Here is a 15614-nt window from a genome sequence, read left to right as displayed (position 1 = left end):
AGCCGTCGGTCCCGGCCGGAGGGAGGCCGCGCTCCGGGACCTCGTTCGAACAGGATTGAACGCCATGACCGCCAGGAAAGACATCGAAGCCATCACCCAGCGGATTCGCGAGCGCTCGCGCGCCAGCCGCGACATCTATCTTAGCCGCATCGGCGAAGCCTCCGGCCGCGCCGCCAACCGGGCCGTGCTGTCCTGCGGCAACCTTGCCCACGGCTTTGCCGTCTGCAGCCCTTCGGAAAAGGTGGCGCTCGGCGCCGACCGCGTGCCGAACCTCGGCATCATCACCTCCTACAACGACATGCTGTCGGCGCATCAGCCGTTCGAGACCTTCCCGCAGCTGATCAAGCAGGCGGCGGCGGAAGCCGGCGGCATCGCGCAGGTGGCGGGTGGCGTGCCGGCGATGTGCGACGGCGTCACCCAGGGCCAGCCCGGCATGGAACTGTCGCTGTTCTCGCGCGACGTCATCGCCATGGCGGCGGCCATCGGGCTTTCGCACAACATGTTCGACGCCGCCGTCTATCTCGGCGTCTGCGACAAGATCGTGCCGGGGCTGGTGATCGCGGCACTCACCTTCGGCCATCTGCCGGCGGTGTTCATTCCCGCCGGGCCGATGACCTCCGGCATTCCCAATGACGAGAAGGCGCGCGTGCGCCAGCTCTACGCCGAGGGCAAATGCGGCCGCGCCGAACTGCTCGAAGCCGAATCCAAATCCTATCACGGCCCCGGCACCTGCACCTTCTACGGCACCGCCAACTCCAACCAGATGCTGATGGAGATCATGGGCCTGCACACGCCGGGCGCTTCCTTCGTCAATCCCGGCACGCCGCTGCGCGACGCGCTGACCCGCGAAGCCGCCAAGCGCGCGCTCAGCCTCACCGCCATGGGCAATGCCTATACGCCGGTCGGGCGCATGATCGACGAGCGCTCCTTCGTCAACGGCGTCGTCGGCCTGCACGCCACCGGCGGCTCGACCAACCACACCATCCATCTGATCGCGATGGCGGCGGCGGCCGGCATCAAGCTGACCTGGCAGGATATTTCCGATCTCTCGGAAGCCGTGCCGCTTTTGGCGCGCGTCTATCCGAACGGGCTCTCCGACGTGAACCATTTCCACGCCGCTGGCGGTCTTGGCTTCATGATCCGCGAGTTGCTCGACGCCGGCCTGCTGCACGAGGACGTGCAGACGGTGTGGGGCGAGGGCCTGCGTCCCTATGCGGTCGAGGCCAAGCTTGGCGCCGACGGCCAGGTGGTGCGCGAGGCGGCGCCCGCAACAAGCGGCGACGCAAAGGTGCTTGCGCCGGTGAAGCAGGCTTTCCAGCCGACCGGCGGCCTCAAGGTGCTGAGCGGCAATCTCGGCCACGCCATCATCAAGACCTCGGCGGTGAAGCCGGAGCGGCGCGTCATCGAGGCGCCGGCGAAAGTGTTCCACAGCCAGCAGGGGCTGAGCGATGCCTTCAAGGCCGGCGAACTGACCGGCGATTTCATCGCCGTCATCCGCTTCCAGGGGCCGAAGGCCAATGGCATGCCGGAACTGCACAAGCTGACGACGGTGCTGGGCATCCTGCAGGATCGCGGCCAGCGCGTGGCGCTGGTGACCGACGGGCGCATGTCGGGTGCCTCCGGCAAGGTGCCGGCGGCGATCCATGTGACGCCGGAAGCGCTGGAAGACGGTCCGATCGCGCGCGTGCACGATGGCGACATCGTCCGTCTCGACGCCGATGCCGGCACGCTGGAAGTGCTGGTGGAGGCCGGTGAATTCGCGGTGCGGCCGGCCGCTTCAGCCGACCTGTCGGAGCACGAGTTCGGCCTCGGCCGCGAATTGTTTGCCGGCTTCCGCCAGATGGCCACCCGCGCCGACCATGGCGCCAGTGCATTTGGGTGAGTTAGGCGGCGCCTCTTTCTCCCCTTGCGGGGAGATAGAGGCCAAGCCCGTCCCTACTGCACAGTGATCTCGGTGCGGCCGCCGGGCTTCACCGTCACCGGCATCTCCTTCGAACCGCCGTCGTCGGGCAGGTTGCGCACGACGATGTAATCGCCGGCCGGCACCGCCTCCTGGCGCTTGTCGCCGTAATCCAGCCCCAACGACTTGCGGTTGCCCTGCGCATCCCTGGCGAACAGTTCCGTCGTGTCGGCACCCGGCGCGCTGATGATAAGAACGCCGGCATTGAGATTGATCTTGATATTGTTGGCCTCGCCCACCTTGACGGTGAAAGGCTGCTCGGCGCTGGCGAGGTCGGCGTTGGCGATGGCGACATAGTCGGCGGGCGGCAGGTCGAATTTCGCGCCGGCGCCATAGGCGCGCTCGATGTCCTCGCGCGAACCGTCGGCCTTCTTCTCGGCCTTGACGATCCGGAACGAGACGGCGTTGCCGTCCACCTTGTCGCCACCCTCGGCGTAATAGGCATTGAGCGTCGCCCTGCCGACGCCGACGATGATGTCCTTGTCGAGCGTCTGGCCGGCGGCGAGCTGCACGGTCTCCGTCTTCTTGCCGCTGCCGATCGAGACGGTCACCGTCTGCTCGCCAGCCGGCAGCACCAAGGTCGCGTCGCCATAGGTGGTGGCGCGATCGCCGGGATAGCTCACCTCGATATGGGCGACGGGATCGACCTCGGCGCCGGCGCTCGGGCGCGGATGGACGCGCAACGTGCCGGCATTAAGCACGAAGGCCGGTTTGTAGGTCTCGCCGGCAACGACCGTCAGCTTCTGCTCGGCCCGCGCTTCGCCAAGCCGCGCCACGACGACATAGGCGCCGGGCGCCAGCGTGCCGGCATAGTCGCCATATTGCGTATCGAGATAGGAGCCGCGGCTGCCGTCGGCGCCGGCCTTGTAGATCTCCCAGATATTGCTGCCCTTCACCGGCGCGCCGCCCTGGGTGAGCGTCACCGTCGGCTGGAAGTTGACCCCGGGTTTCTGTGTCTCCGCCGGCGCCTGAGGTGCCGGCGTGGTCGCGGGTGTCGTCTCGGCAACGGCCGGGGCTGGGGCAGAGGTCGACGCCGGAGCGGGAGCGGGTGCCGCGACCGTTGCCGTCAGCGCCTCGCGCAATCCCTTCTCGTCGGAAGCCTGGATGTATTTGCCGCCGGTGGCCTCGGCCAGACAGGCGACCTCCCGGCCCTCATTGGCATTGAGGCCGAAACCGACGACATCAGCGACGAAACCGGTGCCGGCCGCCTTCAACTCCTTGCCGAGCGCGCAGGGATCGCCGCCGCAGCTCTCCAGCCCGTCGGTGATGACCACCACCTTGGACGTGCCTTCGGTGTAGCGCAACGCCTCGGCCGCCTGCTTGACGGCGGCGGCGAGCGGCGTCTTGCCGAGGAATTTCAGATTATCGGCCGCGCTCAGGATGGCGTTCGCCGTGCCCGCCGCCGGCGGTACGATCAGCTCGATGTCCTTGCAGCTCGCCTTGTCGCGGTGGCCATAGGCCATGAAGCCGATTTCCTTGTCGGCGGGCAAGGATTGCAGGACGCCGCGCAGCGACTGGCGGGCGATCTCCTGCTTGGGCTTGCCGTCGATCTGCCCCCACATCGAACCCGACGCGTCAAGGATGACGATGGTGCGATCGGCGGCGGCGGCGATTGCCGTCGACCATGAAAGCACGATCGCCGCGACGGCGACCCGCGCAAGAACAGGCATCAGGCAAACTCCAGGAAGATTCGGGACCAATCGACAGGCATGGATGCGCGGAAGCTATGTGACCCGCGCCATCGTGGCAAGCGACGGACTGGCTTCAATAGGCGGTGCGGCGTTCCTCGCTCGGCGGGCGGCCGAACTGCAGCCGGTAGCTCTGGGCGAAATAGGAATGCGAGGTGAAGCCGGTGGCGATCGCCACGTCGAGGATCGGCATGTTGGTCTGGCGCAGCAATTCGCGCGCCCGCTCGAGTCTCAGCCGCATGTAATAGCGCCCCGGCGTCATGGTGAGATGCCGCAGGAACAGCCGCTCCACCTGCCTGACCGAGAGCCCGGCCGACTTGGCGAGCTGGACCGCCGACAGGGGTTCGTCGAGATGATCGGCCATCAGTTCGACGATCTTGCGCAGCTTCTCCGACTTGCCGGTGAGATCGCGTTCGGGGCCGACACGCTGGCGGTCGCCGGCAGAGCGGATGCGCTCGTGCTGGAACTGGTTGGCGACCGCATTGGCGATGTTGGTGCCGAAATCGCCGCGCACGATCTCCAGCATCAGGTCGATCGAGGTCGTGCCGCCGGCCGACGTATAGCGCTTGCGGTCGATCTCGAAGACGTTGCCGGTGCATTCGATGTCAGGGAAACGCTCCATGAAACCGGCGCGATTTTCCCAATGGATGGTGCAGCGGTGGCCTTCCAGCTGGCCGGCCTCGGCCAGCACGAAGGAGCCCACCGACAGCGCGCCGAGCGCGCCGCCGCGCCGGCCCCAGGCGCGCAGGGCGCCGAGCACCTTCGACTTGCCGGGGAATTCGAGATTGAGTGCCACGCAGACGAACAGAATGTCGACCGCCGGAATGTCGGCAACCGAATAGTCGACCTTCAGCGGCAGGTCGTTGGAGGCGGTGACGGCATCGCCGTCCGGCGAAACGGTGGTCCAGGAATAGAAATCGCGGCCAACCAGACGGTTGGCCGAGCGGACGACATCGATCGCCGCCGCCACGGAAAACATTGGAAATTTGTCGACCAGCAGGAAGGCAAACCGCCTGCCGCCTTGAACGGCGTCCGCCATGATGGGCCGTTCTACAGGAACTGAAGGCGTCGGCAAAGCTGAGCTCTTTCGATGCGGGCGGTCAGAAGGATGGCCGGTCGAGGCCGGCGGCAAGATAGGCTGAAGTGACCGTGTTGGCCATCAGCATCGCAATGGTCATCGGCCCGACGCCGCCGGGAACCGGGGTGATGGCACCGGCGACCTGGGCCGCACCCTCATAGGCGACATCGCCGACCAGCCGCGACTTGCCCGGCCCCTTGTCGGGCGCGGGGATGCGGTTGATGCCGACATCGATGACGGTGGCGCCCGGCTTGACCCAATCGCCCTTGACCATTTCCGGCCGACCGACGGCGGCGACCAGAATGTCGGCGGTGCGCGCCAGCGCCGGCAGGTCCTTGGTGCGGCTGTGCGCGACGGTGACCGTGCAATTGGCGGCGAGCAGCAGATTGGCCATCGGCTTGCCGACGATGTTGGAGCGGCCGACGACCACGGCGTTGAGACCGGACAGGTCCTTGCCGCGCACGCGCTCGATCAGGAGCATGGAGCCGGCCGGCGTGCAGGGCACGAAGGCGGTTTCCATCTCGCCGGCGCCCAGCTTGCCGACATTGACGAAATGGAAACCGTCGACATCCTTGTCCGGCGCGATGGCCTGGATGACCTTGCCGGCATCGATATGGCTGGGCAGCGGCAGCTGCACCAGGATGCCGTGGATGGCGTGATCGGCGTTCATGTCGTGGATCAGGCCGAGCAGTTCGTCCTCGGTGGTGTCGGCGGGCAGCGTGTGCTGCACCGAATGAAATCCGCATTCCTTGGCCGTGCGCGACTTCGAGGAGACATAGACCTGGCTGGCCGGATCCTCGCCGACGATGACCACGGCAAGGCCGGGCCTGCTCGCCCCCTTGGCATGCAGCGCGCCGCTCAAAGTCTTGACCTTGCCGACCACTTCCTCGGCAACCTTCTTCCCGTCGATCACGTCAGCCATGAAGCCACCCTGAAATCCAAATCACTCGCCATGCTAAAGTATGCGGAGGGGAATTTTCACGAAAAATCGTTGGCGCAATCCCGTGCCAGCGCCGTCAAATGCCGTAAACTCGAAACCGATGTCGCAATCCTGTCCCATGCCGGCGCCGGACAGGCGAGCAACCATCGCGCCGCGCGACGACGGTTGCGAGGGCGACACGCGCCGCTCATTTTCCATAAGCTTCGGCGTCGACGGCCGCGTCGATTGGTTACCGCGGCCGTCAGTCGGCTAGCCGCTGCCGCCTGGCCAGCATTTCCTTGCCGGTCAGCTTCTGGCGCATGACACGCCACAGGAACAGCGGATTGCCGACGACGTAGCGGCGCCAGAGCCGGCCCGGTTCGAGCATCAACCGGTAGACCCATTCGAGCCGCGCCCGACGCACCCATAGCGGCGCGCGCGGCATCGAGCCGCTCATGAAATCGAGCAACGCGCCGACGGCGAATGGCAGGGTGCAATGGCGCCCGTCGAGATTGCGGGAAATCCACAATTCCTGGCGCGGCACGCCCATGGCGACAAGCAGGATGTCCGGGCGCAATTCGGCAAGGTGGCGGACGATTTCCGGCTCCTGCGCCGGCGAGAAAAACCCGTCCTGCACGACGACGATGCGGTGTTGCGGCGCCATCTCCTGCAGCCGCTCGCAGGCGCCTTCGGCATTCTCGCGCGTGGCGCCCAGCAAGCCGACGGTCAGCGGTTCGTCGATTGCCCGCAAAAGTCCGGGCACCAGGTCGGTGCCGTTGAGATTGGCCGGAAACGGCGCGCCATAAAGCAGCTTGGAAGCGATATCGACGCCGACGCCGTCCGGAAGGATCATGAAATCGTCCAGCGCATGGGCGAAGACCGGATCGACGCAGGCGGTGTTGGCATTGTGGGCGTTGAGGAAGGTGATCTTGGTGAAACGCTTCTCGCGCACCAGCCCGGTCAGAAGCGACAGCGCCTCTTCCCAACCGAGACTCGCGACCGGAATGCCCAAGATCGATTTTGTTTCACCCACGCCGCTATTCCCGCCGGCCGGCATCTCCGCTGCCGTCCCCTTTATCGAGGCCTTCGCCATGGTTCGCGCAGACACTCTATACCCCCGCCTTCGCAATGGTTCGCGCAGGCATCCTAGGCCCCTGCCTTCGGCATGGGCACCGCCAGAGCCGGACGATGACACAAACAGGGCCGCATCACTACTTTCCTGGACCCAGCATTAACAAGGGACGGTGAAGCGATAATTAAGAATCGCCGCCGGTGCCGATGCCCCTTCACAGCGCCCATACGCGCGGGTTTTGGCCGAACCCGGCCATCGGGCCCTGCGGCTGGCACACACATTTCGGAAAATTGCGCCCTGGCGTCCGGTCTTTCCCCGCGCCGCGCGAGCGTCTATGGAAAGGCTTTCCGGGAGGCTTTTCATGACCATCAAGCTCGTTCTGGCCGGTTGCGGCAATATGGGTTACGCCATGCTGGTCGGCTGGCTGAAATCGGCCAAGCTGAAACCGGCCGATGTGTTCGTGGTCGAACCGAACGAGGCCTTGCGGGCCCGCGCGGCAGCGCTGGGCTGTGCCGTGGCCGCCGATGCCGGCGACATTCCGTCCGCTTCCACCCCCGCCTTTGTTGTCCTTGCCGTGAAACCGCAAGTGATCCGCGAGGTGACGGAAGCCTACAAGCGGCTGGGCAATGGCGCGACCACCTTCGTCAGCGTTGCTGCCGGCACGCCGGTCGCCACCTTCGCCGGCATTCTCGGCGAACGCACGCCGATCGTGCGCTGCATGCCCAACACGCCCGCCGCCATCGGCAAGGGCATGATGGTGGTGTTTTCCAACAGCCTGGTTTCCGAAGCGACACGCACCACTGTGGCCGATCTGCTCTCGGCCAGCGGCGCCGTCGCCACCATCGACGACGAGGGGCTGATGGATGCGGTGACCGCGGTTTCGGGTTCCGGCCCGGCCTATATCTTCCACTTCATCGAGTGCCTGACGGCGGCCGCCGAACAGGCCGGCCTGCCGGCGGAAACGGCCCGGCTGCTCGCCATGCAGACCGTCTATGGCGCCGCCTCGCTGGCGGCCGAAAGCAAGGAAGACCCCGGCCTTTTGCGCCAGCAGGTGACCAGCCCGAACGGCACCACGGCGGCGGCACTTGGCGTTTTGATGGGTGGCGACCGGCTGAAGACGCTTGTCACCGAGGCCGTGGAAGCGGCGCGGGCGAGGTCGGTCGAACTCGGCAAGTAGAAAAACTAGCCCGCCCCGTAGAGCATCTCGTCCTGCCGCTGGCGCAGCGCGTAGAGCCGCGTCGAGGTGTCCGGCGCGGCGTTGCCGGCGGTGATCAATTCGCCCTTCTTCACGGCCTTCAGCACCTTGCCGCCCTCAAGCAGCCCGACGGGAAGCGCGCGCTGCGCCCGGGCGTCCTCCACCGTCATCGTCCAGGAGCGGTAGCAGGTTTCGCCGATCGCATCGAAGGTCTCGCCGGCGGCGAGGTCGCGCTTGGCAACCGCGCAGACTTCGGCCACAGGTCTCGGCAGCGGCACCATGTCGGGCTTGCCGTAAAGCATGATGCGCGCCGCCGTCAGCGGCACCTCCAGCGAGGTCAGGTGATAGGGCCTGAACAGTCCGTAATACGGCCCCTTGCCGACATGCAGATCGTCCAGCCGCTCGATGATGCGCGGATGCGTCGCCTCAACGATGACGAAGACGCCGGGCGCCACGCCCTTGCCGATCGTGTAGTCGACCACGCCCTTCTTCGACAGCACGCCGCCGTCGGCGCGCGGGATCAGCACCTTCGCCAGTTCGTCGCGATGCGCGGCCGGGCCATGCATGCCGGGTCGGTCCGGCACCAGGCCGGTGGCATTGGCGATGGCGCACATCTCGACCATGGTCTTGGAACCGTCGACGAACTCGACCAGCATGCGCGGGTTCATGTTGCGGCGTTCGGCTTCGGCGCGATAGTCGTCGGGCACGGCGTCGTGGTTGAGTGGATTGTTCTTGCCCTTGCCGGCCGCCACCACCGTGCAGCCGAGCGCCGAGACGAATTCGATCAGTTCCATGCAGGAGGATGGCTCGTCGCCGGCGCCCAGCGAATAGACGACGCCCAGCCGGTCGGCCTCCCGCTTCAAGAGGCAGCCGATGGTGACGTCGGCCTCGACATTCATCATCACCAGGTGCTTGCCGTGCTCCATCGCCGACAAGCAGAAATCTGCGGCGACGCCGGGCTTGCCGGTGGCGTCGATCACCACGTCGACCAGCGGGTTGGTGACCAGCATCTCATTGGAGGTGATGGCGATCTTGCCGGCCTCGATGGCGGCGGTCACCTTCGACTGGGTGTCAGCCTCGCACGCCATCGCCTCGTCGCCATAAGCGATGCGGATGGCGTCGCGCGCGGTGTGCGGGCGCCGCGTCGAGATGGCGCAAATCTCGATGCCCGGCATCAGCATGCCCTGGGTGACCAGATCCGTGCCCATTTCGCCGGAGCCGATGACGCCGATGCGGACCGGCTTGTTGTCGGCGGCGCGCCGGGCGAGATCGCGGGCAAGTCCGGTCAGGGCGACATTGGTCATGAACGAAGTCCAGTGGCTGATTTGCCGGCTCTTGCCGGAAACGGCCGGAGCTTGTCAACAAAACCGCCGCCGCGCCGCGCGGTGCACCTTGCGGTTGTTACGCCAAAACATCCGATCTGGATCATTGGGAACCCGGCGCCTCCATGTTTATTGGCTCCGTCGACCCGGCTTCTTTTCAACAGGCCTCCAGGCCATAGGGAAACGATCATGCGCATTCTCGTCTTCCAGCATGTCGATGTCGAGCATCCCGGTATTTTTCGCGAATTCTGGGCGGAACAGGGGCATGAATGGGTGCCGGTGGAGCTGGATGCCGGCGAGGCGATCCCCTCCTTCGACGGGTTCGACCTTCTCGCCGTGTTCGGCGGGCCGATGGACGTGTGGCAGGAAGCGACCCATCCATGGCTGGTGGCGGAGAAGGCCGCGATCCGCCGCTGGGTGATGGAGCTCAAGCGTCCTTATCTCGGCATCTGCCTCGGCCACCAATTGCTGGGCGCCGCGCTCGGCGGCACCGTCGGGCCGATGAAGACGCCGGAAGTCGGACTGACGACGGTCGGGCTCACCGATGCCGGGCGGGCCGATCCGATCTTTGCCGGATTGGGACCGACCGTCGAATGCCTGCAATGGCATGGCGCCGAGATCTCGAAGCCGCCGCAGGGCGCGGAAATCCTCGGCGCCAACGCCGCCTGCGCCACGCAGGCCATCCGCTGGGGCCGCCACGCCTATGGTTTCCAGTATCATCTCGAGGTGATGGACACGACGGTGGCCGACTGGGCGGCGATCCCCGAATACAAGGAAAGCCTCGAACGGGCGATGGGCGCATCCGCCGCCGCAACCTTGGATGAAGCCATGGCCTCCCGGCTGGCCGATTTCCGCGCCGCGGCCAGGAAACTCAACGACAATCTCGCCGCAATCGTTGCGTCGGCATAGCGCGTGACCCCACCACGGCTGTGGCTCACCACCGCGCGCCGATTTTCACCGCCATGGTGTGGTCCTGCGCATTGCCGCCGGTGCCGCGCGCGGTGCTGTAGTCGAAGCCGAACAGCCAGCCATTGGCGATACTGGCCTCGAAGCCCAGTCCCAGCCCGAGATAGTCGCGGCTTTCGGCCTTGACGTCGAAGCCATAAGGCAAGCCGTTGCCGAGGTCGGCATAACCCATCGAGGCGCGGCTGGAGCCGCTGAAATCATGCGTGTATTCAAGCCGCGCCTTTGGCGTGAACACGCCCCAGGCCATCGGCATCGCATATTCGGCCCGCAGGCCCAGCACGCCGGCCACCGTCGACAGCGATTGCGCGCCATAGGTCAGATTGTAGGGACCGGCGCCTGTCTCGGTGTAGGCATCCAACCGCGACCATGACGCTTCGAGCCTGCCATAGGGCGACAGCAACCGGCCATCCTGGCGGTGTTCGTAGGCCGTGGTGAGCGAGCCGAACAGCTGCTGGCCGTCGCGGCCGCCTTCAGCGAAACCACCTCCGTTCGTCACGAAGCGGCGGCTGTCGAAATCGAGCCGGCTGTAGCCGAGCAGGCCGTCGACGAAGACATTGGCGACGGGATTGTAGCTGCCATAGGCGGCGATGCTGATCGCCTGCGCCTGGCTTCTCGTGCCGTTTTCGCCAATGTCGGCGATGTCGCGGCCATAACCGAAACCGATGCCACCGACAAAGCGCGGCGAGAAGCGATAATCGACGCCGCCGCTGACGCCAGCCAGCGTGTTCTTGATGTCGATGCCGCCATTGTCGCGCTGGCCGAAATTGACGAAGCCGCCGGCCCAGAACGCCATGGCCTTCGGCGCAGCGTTCGCGGCCGGCTCGCCCGAAAGCCTGTCCATCGGAAAGCCGAGCGTGGTGCCGGACCGCGCCGTGCCGCGCTCGTCCTCGGCATAGGAGAGCGGCTTGCGCGCATTGGTCTTCTCGCTGAGACCCAGCTGGATATTGACCGAACCGGCCTGCCGCTCGCTTTCGCTGTGCAGCTGCTCCAGCCGCCCGTTGAAATTGCGGATTTGCGCCGCGGCAAAGCGGTTCGCCGATTCTATCTGCGCTGCGATAAGGCCGGTCACTTCCGGGTCCCGCGCCGGGTCGGGCCGGGCAGCGACGTTGAAGGTGATGGTCGCGGGCGCCGAAGCGCCCCATTTGTTCGACACCGTGTAGGAAATCGCCACCTTGCCGGACGCGGTGGCGGCGGAAGCGAAGACCAGTTCGTAGTTGCCGCCATTGCCCTCGATCGACGCCCTGCCGTGCTCAGCGGCAGGTGGGCTGACGACCGATGCCGTCGTGAACGGTCCGCCTGTCGCGCCGGCCGTCAGGTTTATCCTCGCCGAGGTTCCGGCCAGGACATCCACGCTGATATTCTTCGCCACAGGAAGCGGGGCGGAGATGGCGAGTGCATAGGCCTGCGTTCCCGCGAAGCCATGCGCGTCGGTGGCGGTCACCGTGACGGCGAAACTGCCGGCTTGCGCCGGCGTGCCCGACAGCGTGCCGTCGGTATTCAACGTCAAGCCCGAGGGCAGCGCGCCGTCGCTGACGGCGAAGCTGTAGGGGCCGGTGCCGCCCGTGGCGTTCAGCACCTGCGCATAGGCATCGCCCCCCACCCCGGCGGGGAGCGAAGCCGGCGTGAGCCTGATTTCCGGCGCGGCGACAACCAGCGTGTATTTTTGATCGCCCGTGAAGCCGAACTTGTCGGCCGCCCGGACGGTGAGATCGAACGATCCCGACACCGTCGGCGTACCGGAAACCACACCTTTGGTGCTCAGGTTGATGCCGGCGGGCATGGCGCCCGACAAGACGGAGAAGCTGTAGGGGCCGACGCCGCCAGACGCGTCCAACGCCTGGCTGTAGACGACGCCGCCGGTCGCGTTCGGCAGGCTGCTTGGCCCGATCGCGATTCCCGGGGCTGCCACCTTCAGCGTCATCTGTTTGGTGCCGAAGAAGGGGGCGCCCGTTCCCGTCGAATCGTCGGTGGCCTTGACGGTGAAGTCGAAGCTGCCGGAGACACTCGGTGTACCTGAGATCGTGCCGCCGGGGTCCAGTGTCAGCCCGGACGGCAGGGCGCCGGTCAAGATTTCAAACCTGTACGGCCCGGTCCCTCCGGAAGCGGTCACTTTGCCGGTGTAAGGCACCCCGCCGGTGGCGTCGGATGGATTTCCGGCAACGGTGATCGTTGGCGAGCCAATTGTGATTTCATACATCTGGCCGCCGGAGAAACCGCCGCTGCGATCGGTCGCGGTGATCGTGAAACGGAACATGCCCGCTTGCGTTGGCGTGCCGGTGATGTTGCCGTCGGGCGAAAGCGTCAACCCGCCAGGCCAGGCACCGAAGACCGAATAGGTATAGGACCCCGAGCCTCCCGAGGCGGTCACTTTCTGGGCATAAGGCACCCCCACTGCCGGATCGAGAAGGCGGTTCGGGGTGAGCGAGATTGTTGGGGCAGTAATTGTGAAGGTGTAGCCTTGGCTGGCCATAAACGGAGCACCGACGCCCGTGGAACTGTCCCTCGCGGCGACCGTGAAACTGAAGCCGCCCGCTTCTATCGCCGTGCCGGAGATCTCGCCCGTCGTTGGATTGAGACTCAAACCGGCGGGGAAAGCGCCTGACGTTATCGCATAGGAGTATGGCGCTGTGCCGCCCGATGCGACCACGGTCTGGCTGTAAGCCGATCCGAGGACGGGGGCTGGCAGGGTGGGAGGCGTGATGGCAAGGGATGGCGCCTGCACGGCCAAGGAGAGTTGAGCTGAAGCCGATGCCTGTTGTCCGACTGAATCCGTCACCATAACGTTGACGTTGAAAGCACCGGCCTGCGTAGGCGTGCCGGAAATCGTGCCGTCCGCAGCCAATCCCAAACCGGCAGGCAGGGAACCTGACGTTATCGTGTAGCTGTAGGGCGCGATTCCGCCCGACGCGGACAGGGACTGTGTGTAGGTATCCGCTACCCTGGCTTGCGGCAAGCTGGCAGTCGTGATCGTGAGCGTCGAGTTCACGACCAGCGTATAGCCCTGTTCGCCAGACCAACCGCTGGCGTCTGTCGCCTTGATGGTAAAATTGTTGGGTCCGGCCTGCGTCGGCGTGCCGGATAATACGCCGTTGGCGCTAAGGGACATGCCCGCCGGAATAGCGCCGGTTGTGGAAAACGTAGAAGATCCTGTCCCCCCGGAAGCGGTGAATGTCGTGCTGTAGGCCACGCCGACGGCGGGGACCGGCAAGGTGGCGGGGTTGATGGTGATGGGCGTCTTGACGACCAGTGTAATCGAAGCCGATGTGCTTGGATCGTTGTTCGCATCGCCGGGATATTGGGCATCGATCAGATAAGCGCCCGCAGCCATTGAGCCCGAACTCCACGAACTCGTTCCGTCGGAAGCCAGGACGACGGTGATGGCCGACCCCCCATTTACTTTCACGTTCACCAGTCCAGTCGGCGTTGGACCAAGACCCGCGTTTCTGACGGCAACACTAAAATTAACAGTACCTCCCTCCGCGGCTGGATTGGGCGACACTAAGAACGTGGTTGTCGTGGGCGTTCCGGCCTGGGCCGTCGTGGACGACACAAGCGCCGCGAGGACGAACAGCGCCGTGCCGAACACGATTGCCAGCCCGGCGGGCATAGCGCCGCGCGCGCGATCGTTTCCCCGCCACCCCATCGAAGCCCCGCGATACGTCCACCAAATTCCAGCGAACTTCACGATGTGGCGGCCGCGGTAAATACGGCAAATGCCGTATTTTGCGCGCGAGCGCTCAATTAATTGATTGGCATTGGACGCTCGCCGCCCGGCCCTATCCTTATGAATTCCTTATTTTTTGACGCGGCCTTCTCACTCGAACCCTTATGTCGGGGCTCCTATTTTCCGGCTGCAACCGCCCGGCTCAGGCCTGCGGCGATGCACGAAAGGAAAAAGACATGCACAGGTTCCACACCTATAGAGGCAGCCACCATCCGCAGGCGCTGGCCCGCACGGCGCGCGCGCTGAACGACAACCGGCGCGCAGGCGAAGTCACCGAGCCGCTGATGTTTGCCCGGCTTTTCCTGGTGGTCGGCATCTTCTTCGCCGCCATCACCACTTTCCAGCATCTCGTCGCCTGATCGTTAGCGGCAAGGAAGACACCCATGCGCAATTCCCTGATTTCGGAGCCTCCTTCTACGAGCCACCGTTTCCTGGTGGGCCGCGACCATGAAGGACGCTGGATCGCCCGCGACGAACGCGGCTCCACCGGCGGTGTTTTCGCCGACAAGGCTTCGGCCATCCATTTCGCGGAGACGGAAAGCGACCACAGGGCCGGCTGCGTCAGCCTGGCGCCCGACGATGCGCGGCTTTCGCTTTTCAACTGACCCTGAAAACCGGTCGGCCTCCGCGCCGGCCGGCATCGTTCACATGCCGCCACGTTCCCGGACGCATCCCGCCGGCCGCGCAAGTGCCCCGCGGGCACCCGCCGGCGAAGTCCGGAACGGGCTTTGAGAAAAGAGGTTCACCACCATGGTTGCCGATATCGACAGAACGCGCTTCAAGGGCGCCATCTCGGCCCTGCCGACACCGTTCCGCAAGGGAGCGGTCGACATGGCCGGTCTCGATTTCCTCATTCGCTGGCAGCTCGACCAGGGCATAGACGGCATCGCGGTCTGCGGCACCACCGGCGAGGCGCCGACGCTGACGCCGGACGAGCACCTCGCGGTGACGCGCCGCGCGGTGGAAATTGTTGCCGGCAAAGTACCGGTCATCGCCGGTACCGGCTCGAACAGCACGCTGGAAACGATCCTGTCGACGCTCGCCGCCGCCGAATGCGGCGCGGATGCGGCGCTCATCGTCACGCCCTATTACAACAGACCGAGCCAGGAGGGTCTCTACCGCCACTTCGCCACCATCGCGCAGGCGACGACCATCCCGATCATTCTCTACAATGTGCCATGCCGCACCGGTGTCGACCTGTTGCCCGACACAGTGCGCAGGCTTGCCGCCTTCCCGGCCATCATCGGCATCAAGGACGCCACCGGCGACCTTAGCCGCGTCGAACGCACGACGAAGCTGGCCGGCCAGGATTTCCTGCAGTTTTCGGGGCATGACGCCACGGCGCTCGCCTTCAACAGCGCGGGCGGCGTGGGCACGATCTCGGTCGTGGCCAATATGGCGCCACGGCTGTGCGCCGACATGCATCGCGCCTGCCGCCAGGGCGACCAGCTTTCGGCGCGCACGATCCAGCGCCGGCTGGAACCGCTGGTCGCAGCGCTGGAGTGCGAGACCAACCCGGTTCCGGTGAAATACGCCATGCACCGCCTGCTGGGCCTGAGCCCCGAGGTGCGGCTGCCGCTGACGCCGGCCCTGCCGGAAACGGAAGCCGCCATCGAGGAGGCGATCACCGGGCTGTTCCCGTTCGATTTCGACCAGCCGCAGCCCCGGAGCCTTGCCGCCCGCCGCTAGG

General features: G+C 65.8%; 12 protein-coding genes. 6 read left to right on the top strand and 6 right to left on the bottom strand.

Annotation, left to right across the window (positions count from 1 at the left end; translation table 11 throughout):
* The first annotated feature begins 64 nt into the window (after nt 1–64).
* Nucleotides 65–1882, top strand: a complete 1818-nt coding sequence (edd, locus tag QFZ88_RS17285; RefSeq protein ID WP_036254523.1) for a phosphogluconate dehydratase — start codon at nt 65–67, stop codon at nt 1880–1882.
* 53 nt (nt 1883–1935) lie between these two features.
* Here edd and QFZ88_RS17280 read toward each other — a convergent pair whose 3' ends face one another.
* The 4 genes from QFZ88_RS17280 to QFZ88_RS17265 form a co-directional block, all read right to left on the bottom strand.
* The gene (locus QFZ88_RS17280; protein ID WP_024926055.1) at nt 1936–3630 is read right to left on the bottom strand and encodes a vWA domain-containing protein; all 1695 of its coding nucleotides are present in this window, start codon (nt 3628–3630) and stop codon (nt 1936–1938) included.
* A gap of 94 nt (nt 3631–3724) precedes the next feature.
* A complete protein-coding gene (locus QFZ88_RS17275) occupies nt 3725–4687 on the bottom strand; it encodes a GlxA family transcriptional regulator (RefSeq protein ID WP_024926054.1) in 963 nt (320 codons plus the stop codon).
* Between the two features lie 61 nt (nt 4688–4748).
* Nucleotides 4749–5648 (bottom strand): bifunctional methylenetetrahydrofolate dehydrogenase/methenyltetrahydrofolate cyclohydrolase FolD, encoded by a 900-nt coding sequence (gene folD / locus QFZ88_RS17270; RefSeq protein WP_024926053.1) that lies wholly within the window; start codon nt 5646–5648, stop codon nt 4749–4751.
* A 259-nt stretch (nt 5649–5907) separates the two neighbouring features.
* A complete protein-coding gene (locus QFZ88_RS17265) occupies nt 5908–6702 on the bottom strand; it encodes a WecB/TagA/CpsF family glycosyltransferase (protein ID WP_024926052.1) in 795 nt (264 codons plus the stop codon).
* A gap of 376 nt (nt 6703–7078) precedes the next feature.
* On the opposite strand from QFZ88_RS17265, the gene proC reads away from it, so the two are divergent.
* Complete coding sequence (gene proC, locus QFZ88_RS17260; RefSeq protein ID WP_024926051.1) at nt 7079–7894, top strand: pyrroline-5-carboxylate reductase; 816 nt, start codon at nt 7079–7081, stop codon at nt 7892–7894.
* A 5-nt stretch (nt 7895–7899) separates the two neighbouring features.
* Here proC and QFZ88_RS17255 read toward each other — a convergent pair whose 3' ends face one another.
* Nucleotides 7900–9216 carry an NAD(P)H-dependent oxidoreductase gene (locus QFZ88_RS17255; RefSeq protein ID WP_024926050.1) on the bottom strand — a complete coding sequence of 439 codons (1317 nt, stop codon included), beginning with the start codon at nt 9214–9216 and terminating at the stop codon, nt 7900–7902.
* Nucleotides 9217–9423: 207 nt separating this feature from the next.
* On the opposite strand from QFZ88_RS17255, the gene QFZ88_RS17250 reads away from it, so the two are divergent.
* Nucleotides 9424–10143 carry a type 1 glutamine amidotransferase gene (locus QFZ88_RS17250; protein ID WP_024926049.1) on the top strand — a complete coding sequence of 240 codons (720 nt, stop codon included), beginning with the start codon at nt 9424–9426 and terminating at the stop codon, nt 10141–10143.
* Nucleotides 10144–10168: 25 nt separating this feature from the next.
* Here the strand turns inward: QFZ88_RS17250 and QFZ88_RS17245 are convergent, their stop codons facing one another.
* Nucleotides 10169–13807 carry a putative Ig domain-containing protein gene (locus QFZ88_RS17245; protein WP_161773077.1) on the bottom strand — a complete coding sequence of 1213 codons (3639 nt, stop codon included), beginning with the start codon at nt 13805–13807 and terminating at the stop codon, nt 10169–10171.
* Between the two features lie 293 nt (nt 13808–14100).
* Between QFZ88_RS17245 and QFZ88_RS17240 the strand changes: the two genes are divergently transcribed.
* The 3 genes from QFZ88_RS17240 to dapA all read left to right on the top strand — a co-directional run bounded on the left by QFZ88_RS17240 (nt 14101) and on the right by dapA (nt 15613).
* Nucleotides 14101–14283, top strand: a complete 183-nt coding sequence (locus tag QFZ88_RS17240) for a hypothetical protein (RefSeq protein ID WP_024926047.1) — start codon at nt 14101–14103, stop codon at nt 14281–14283.
* Between the two features lie 24 nt (nt 14284–14307).
* Complete coding sequence (locus QFZ88_RS17235; protein WP_024926046.1) at nt 14308–14529, top strand: hypothetical protein; 222 nt, start codon at nt 14308–14310, stop codon at nt 14527–14529.
* A 145-nt stretch (nt 14530–14674) separates the two neighbouring features.
* Nucleotides 14675–15613, top strand: a complete 939-nt coding sequence (gene dapA, locus QFZ88_RS17230) for a 4-hydroxy-tetrahydrodipicolinate synthase (protein WP_024926045.1) — start codon at nt 14675–14677, stop codon at nt 15611–15613.
* Nucleotide 15614 lies beyond the last annotated feature (1 nt).

The organism is Mesorhizobium sp. YL-MeA3-2017 (assembly GCF_030814575.1).
In the GTDB taxonomy this organism is placed as follows: Bacteria; Pseudomonadota; Alphaproteobacteria; order Rhizobiales; family Rhizobiaceae; genus Mesorhizobium; species Mesorhizobium terrae.
This window is presented reverse-complemented; position numbering and strand designations above follow the sequence as displayed.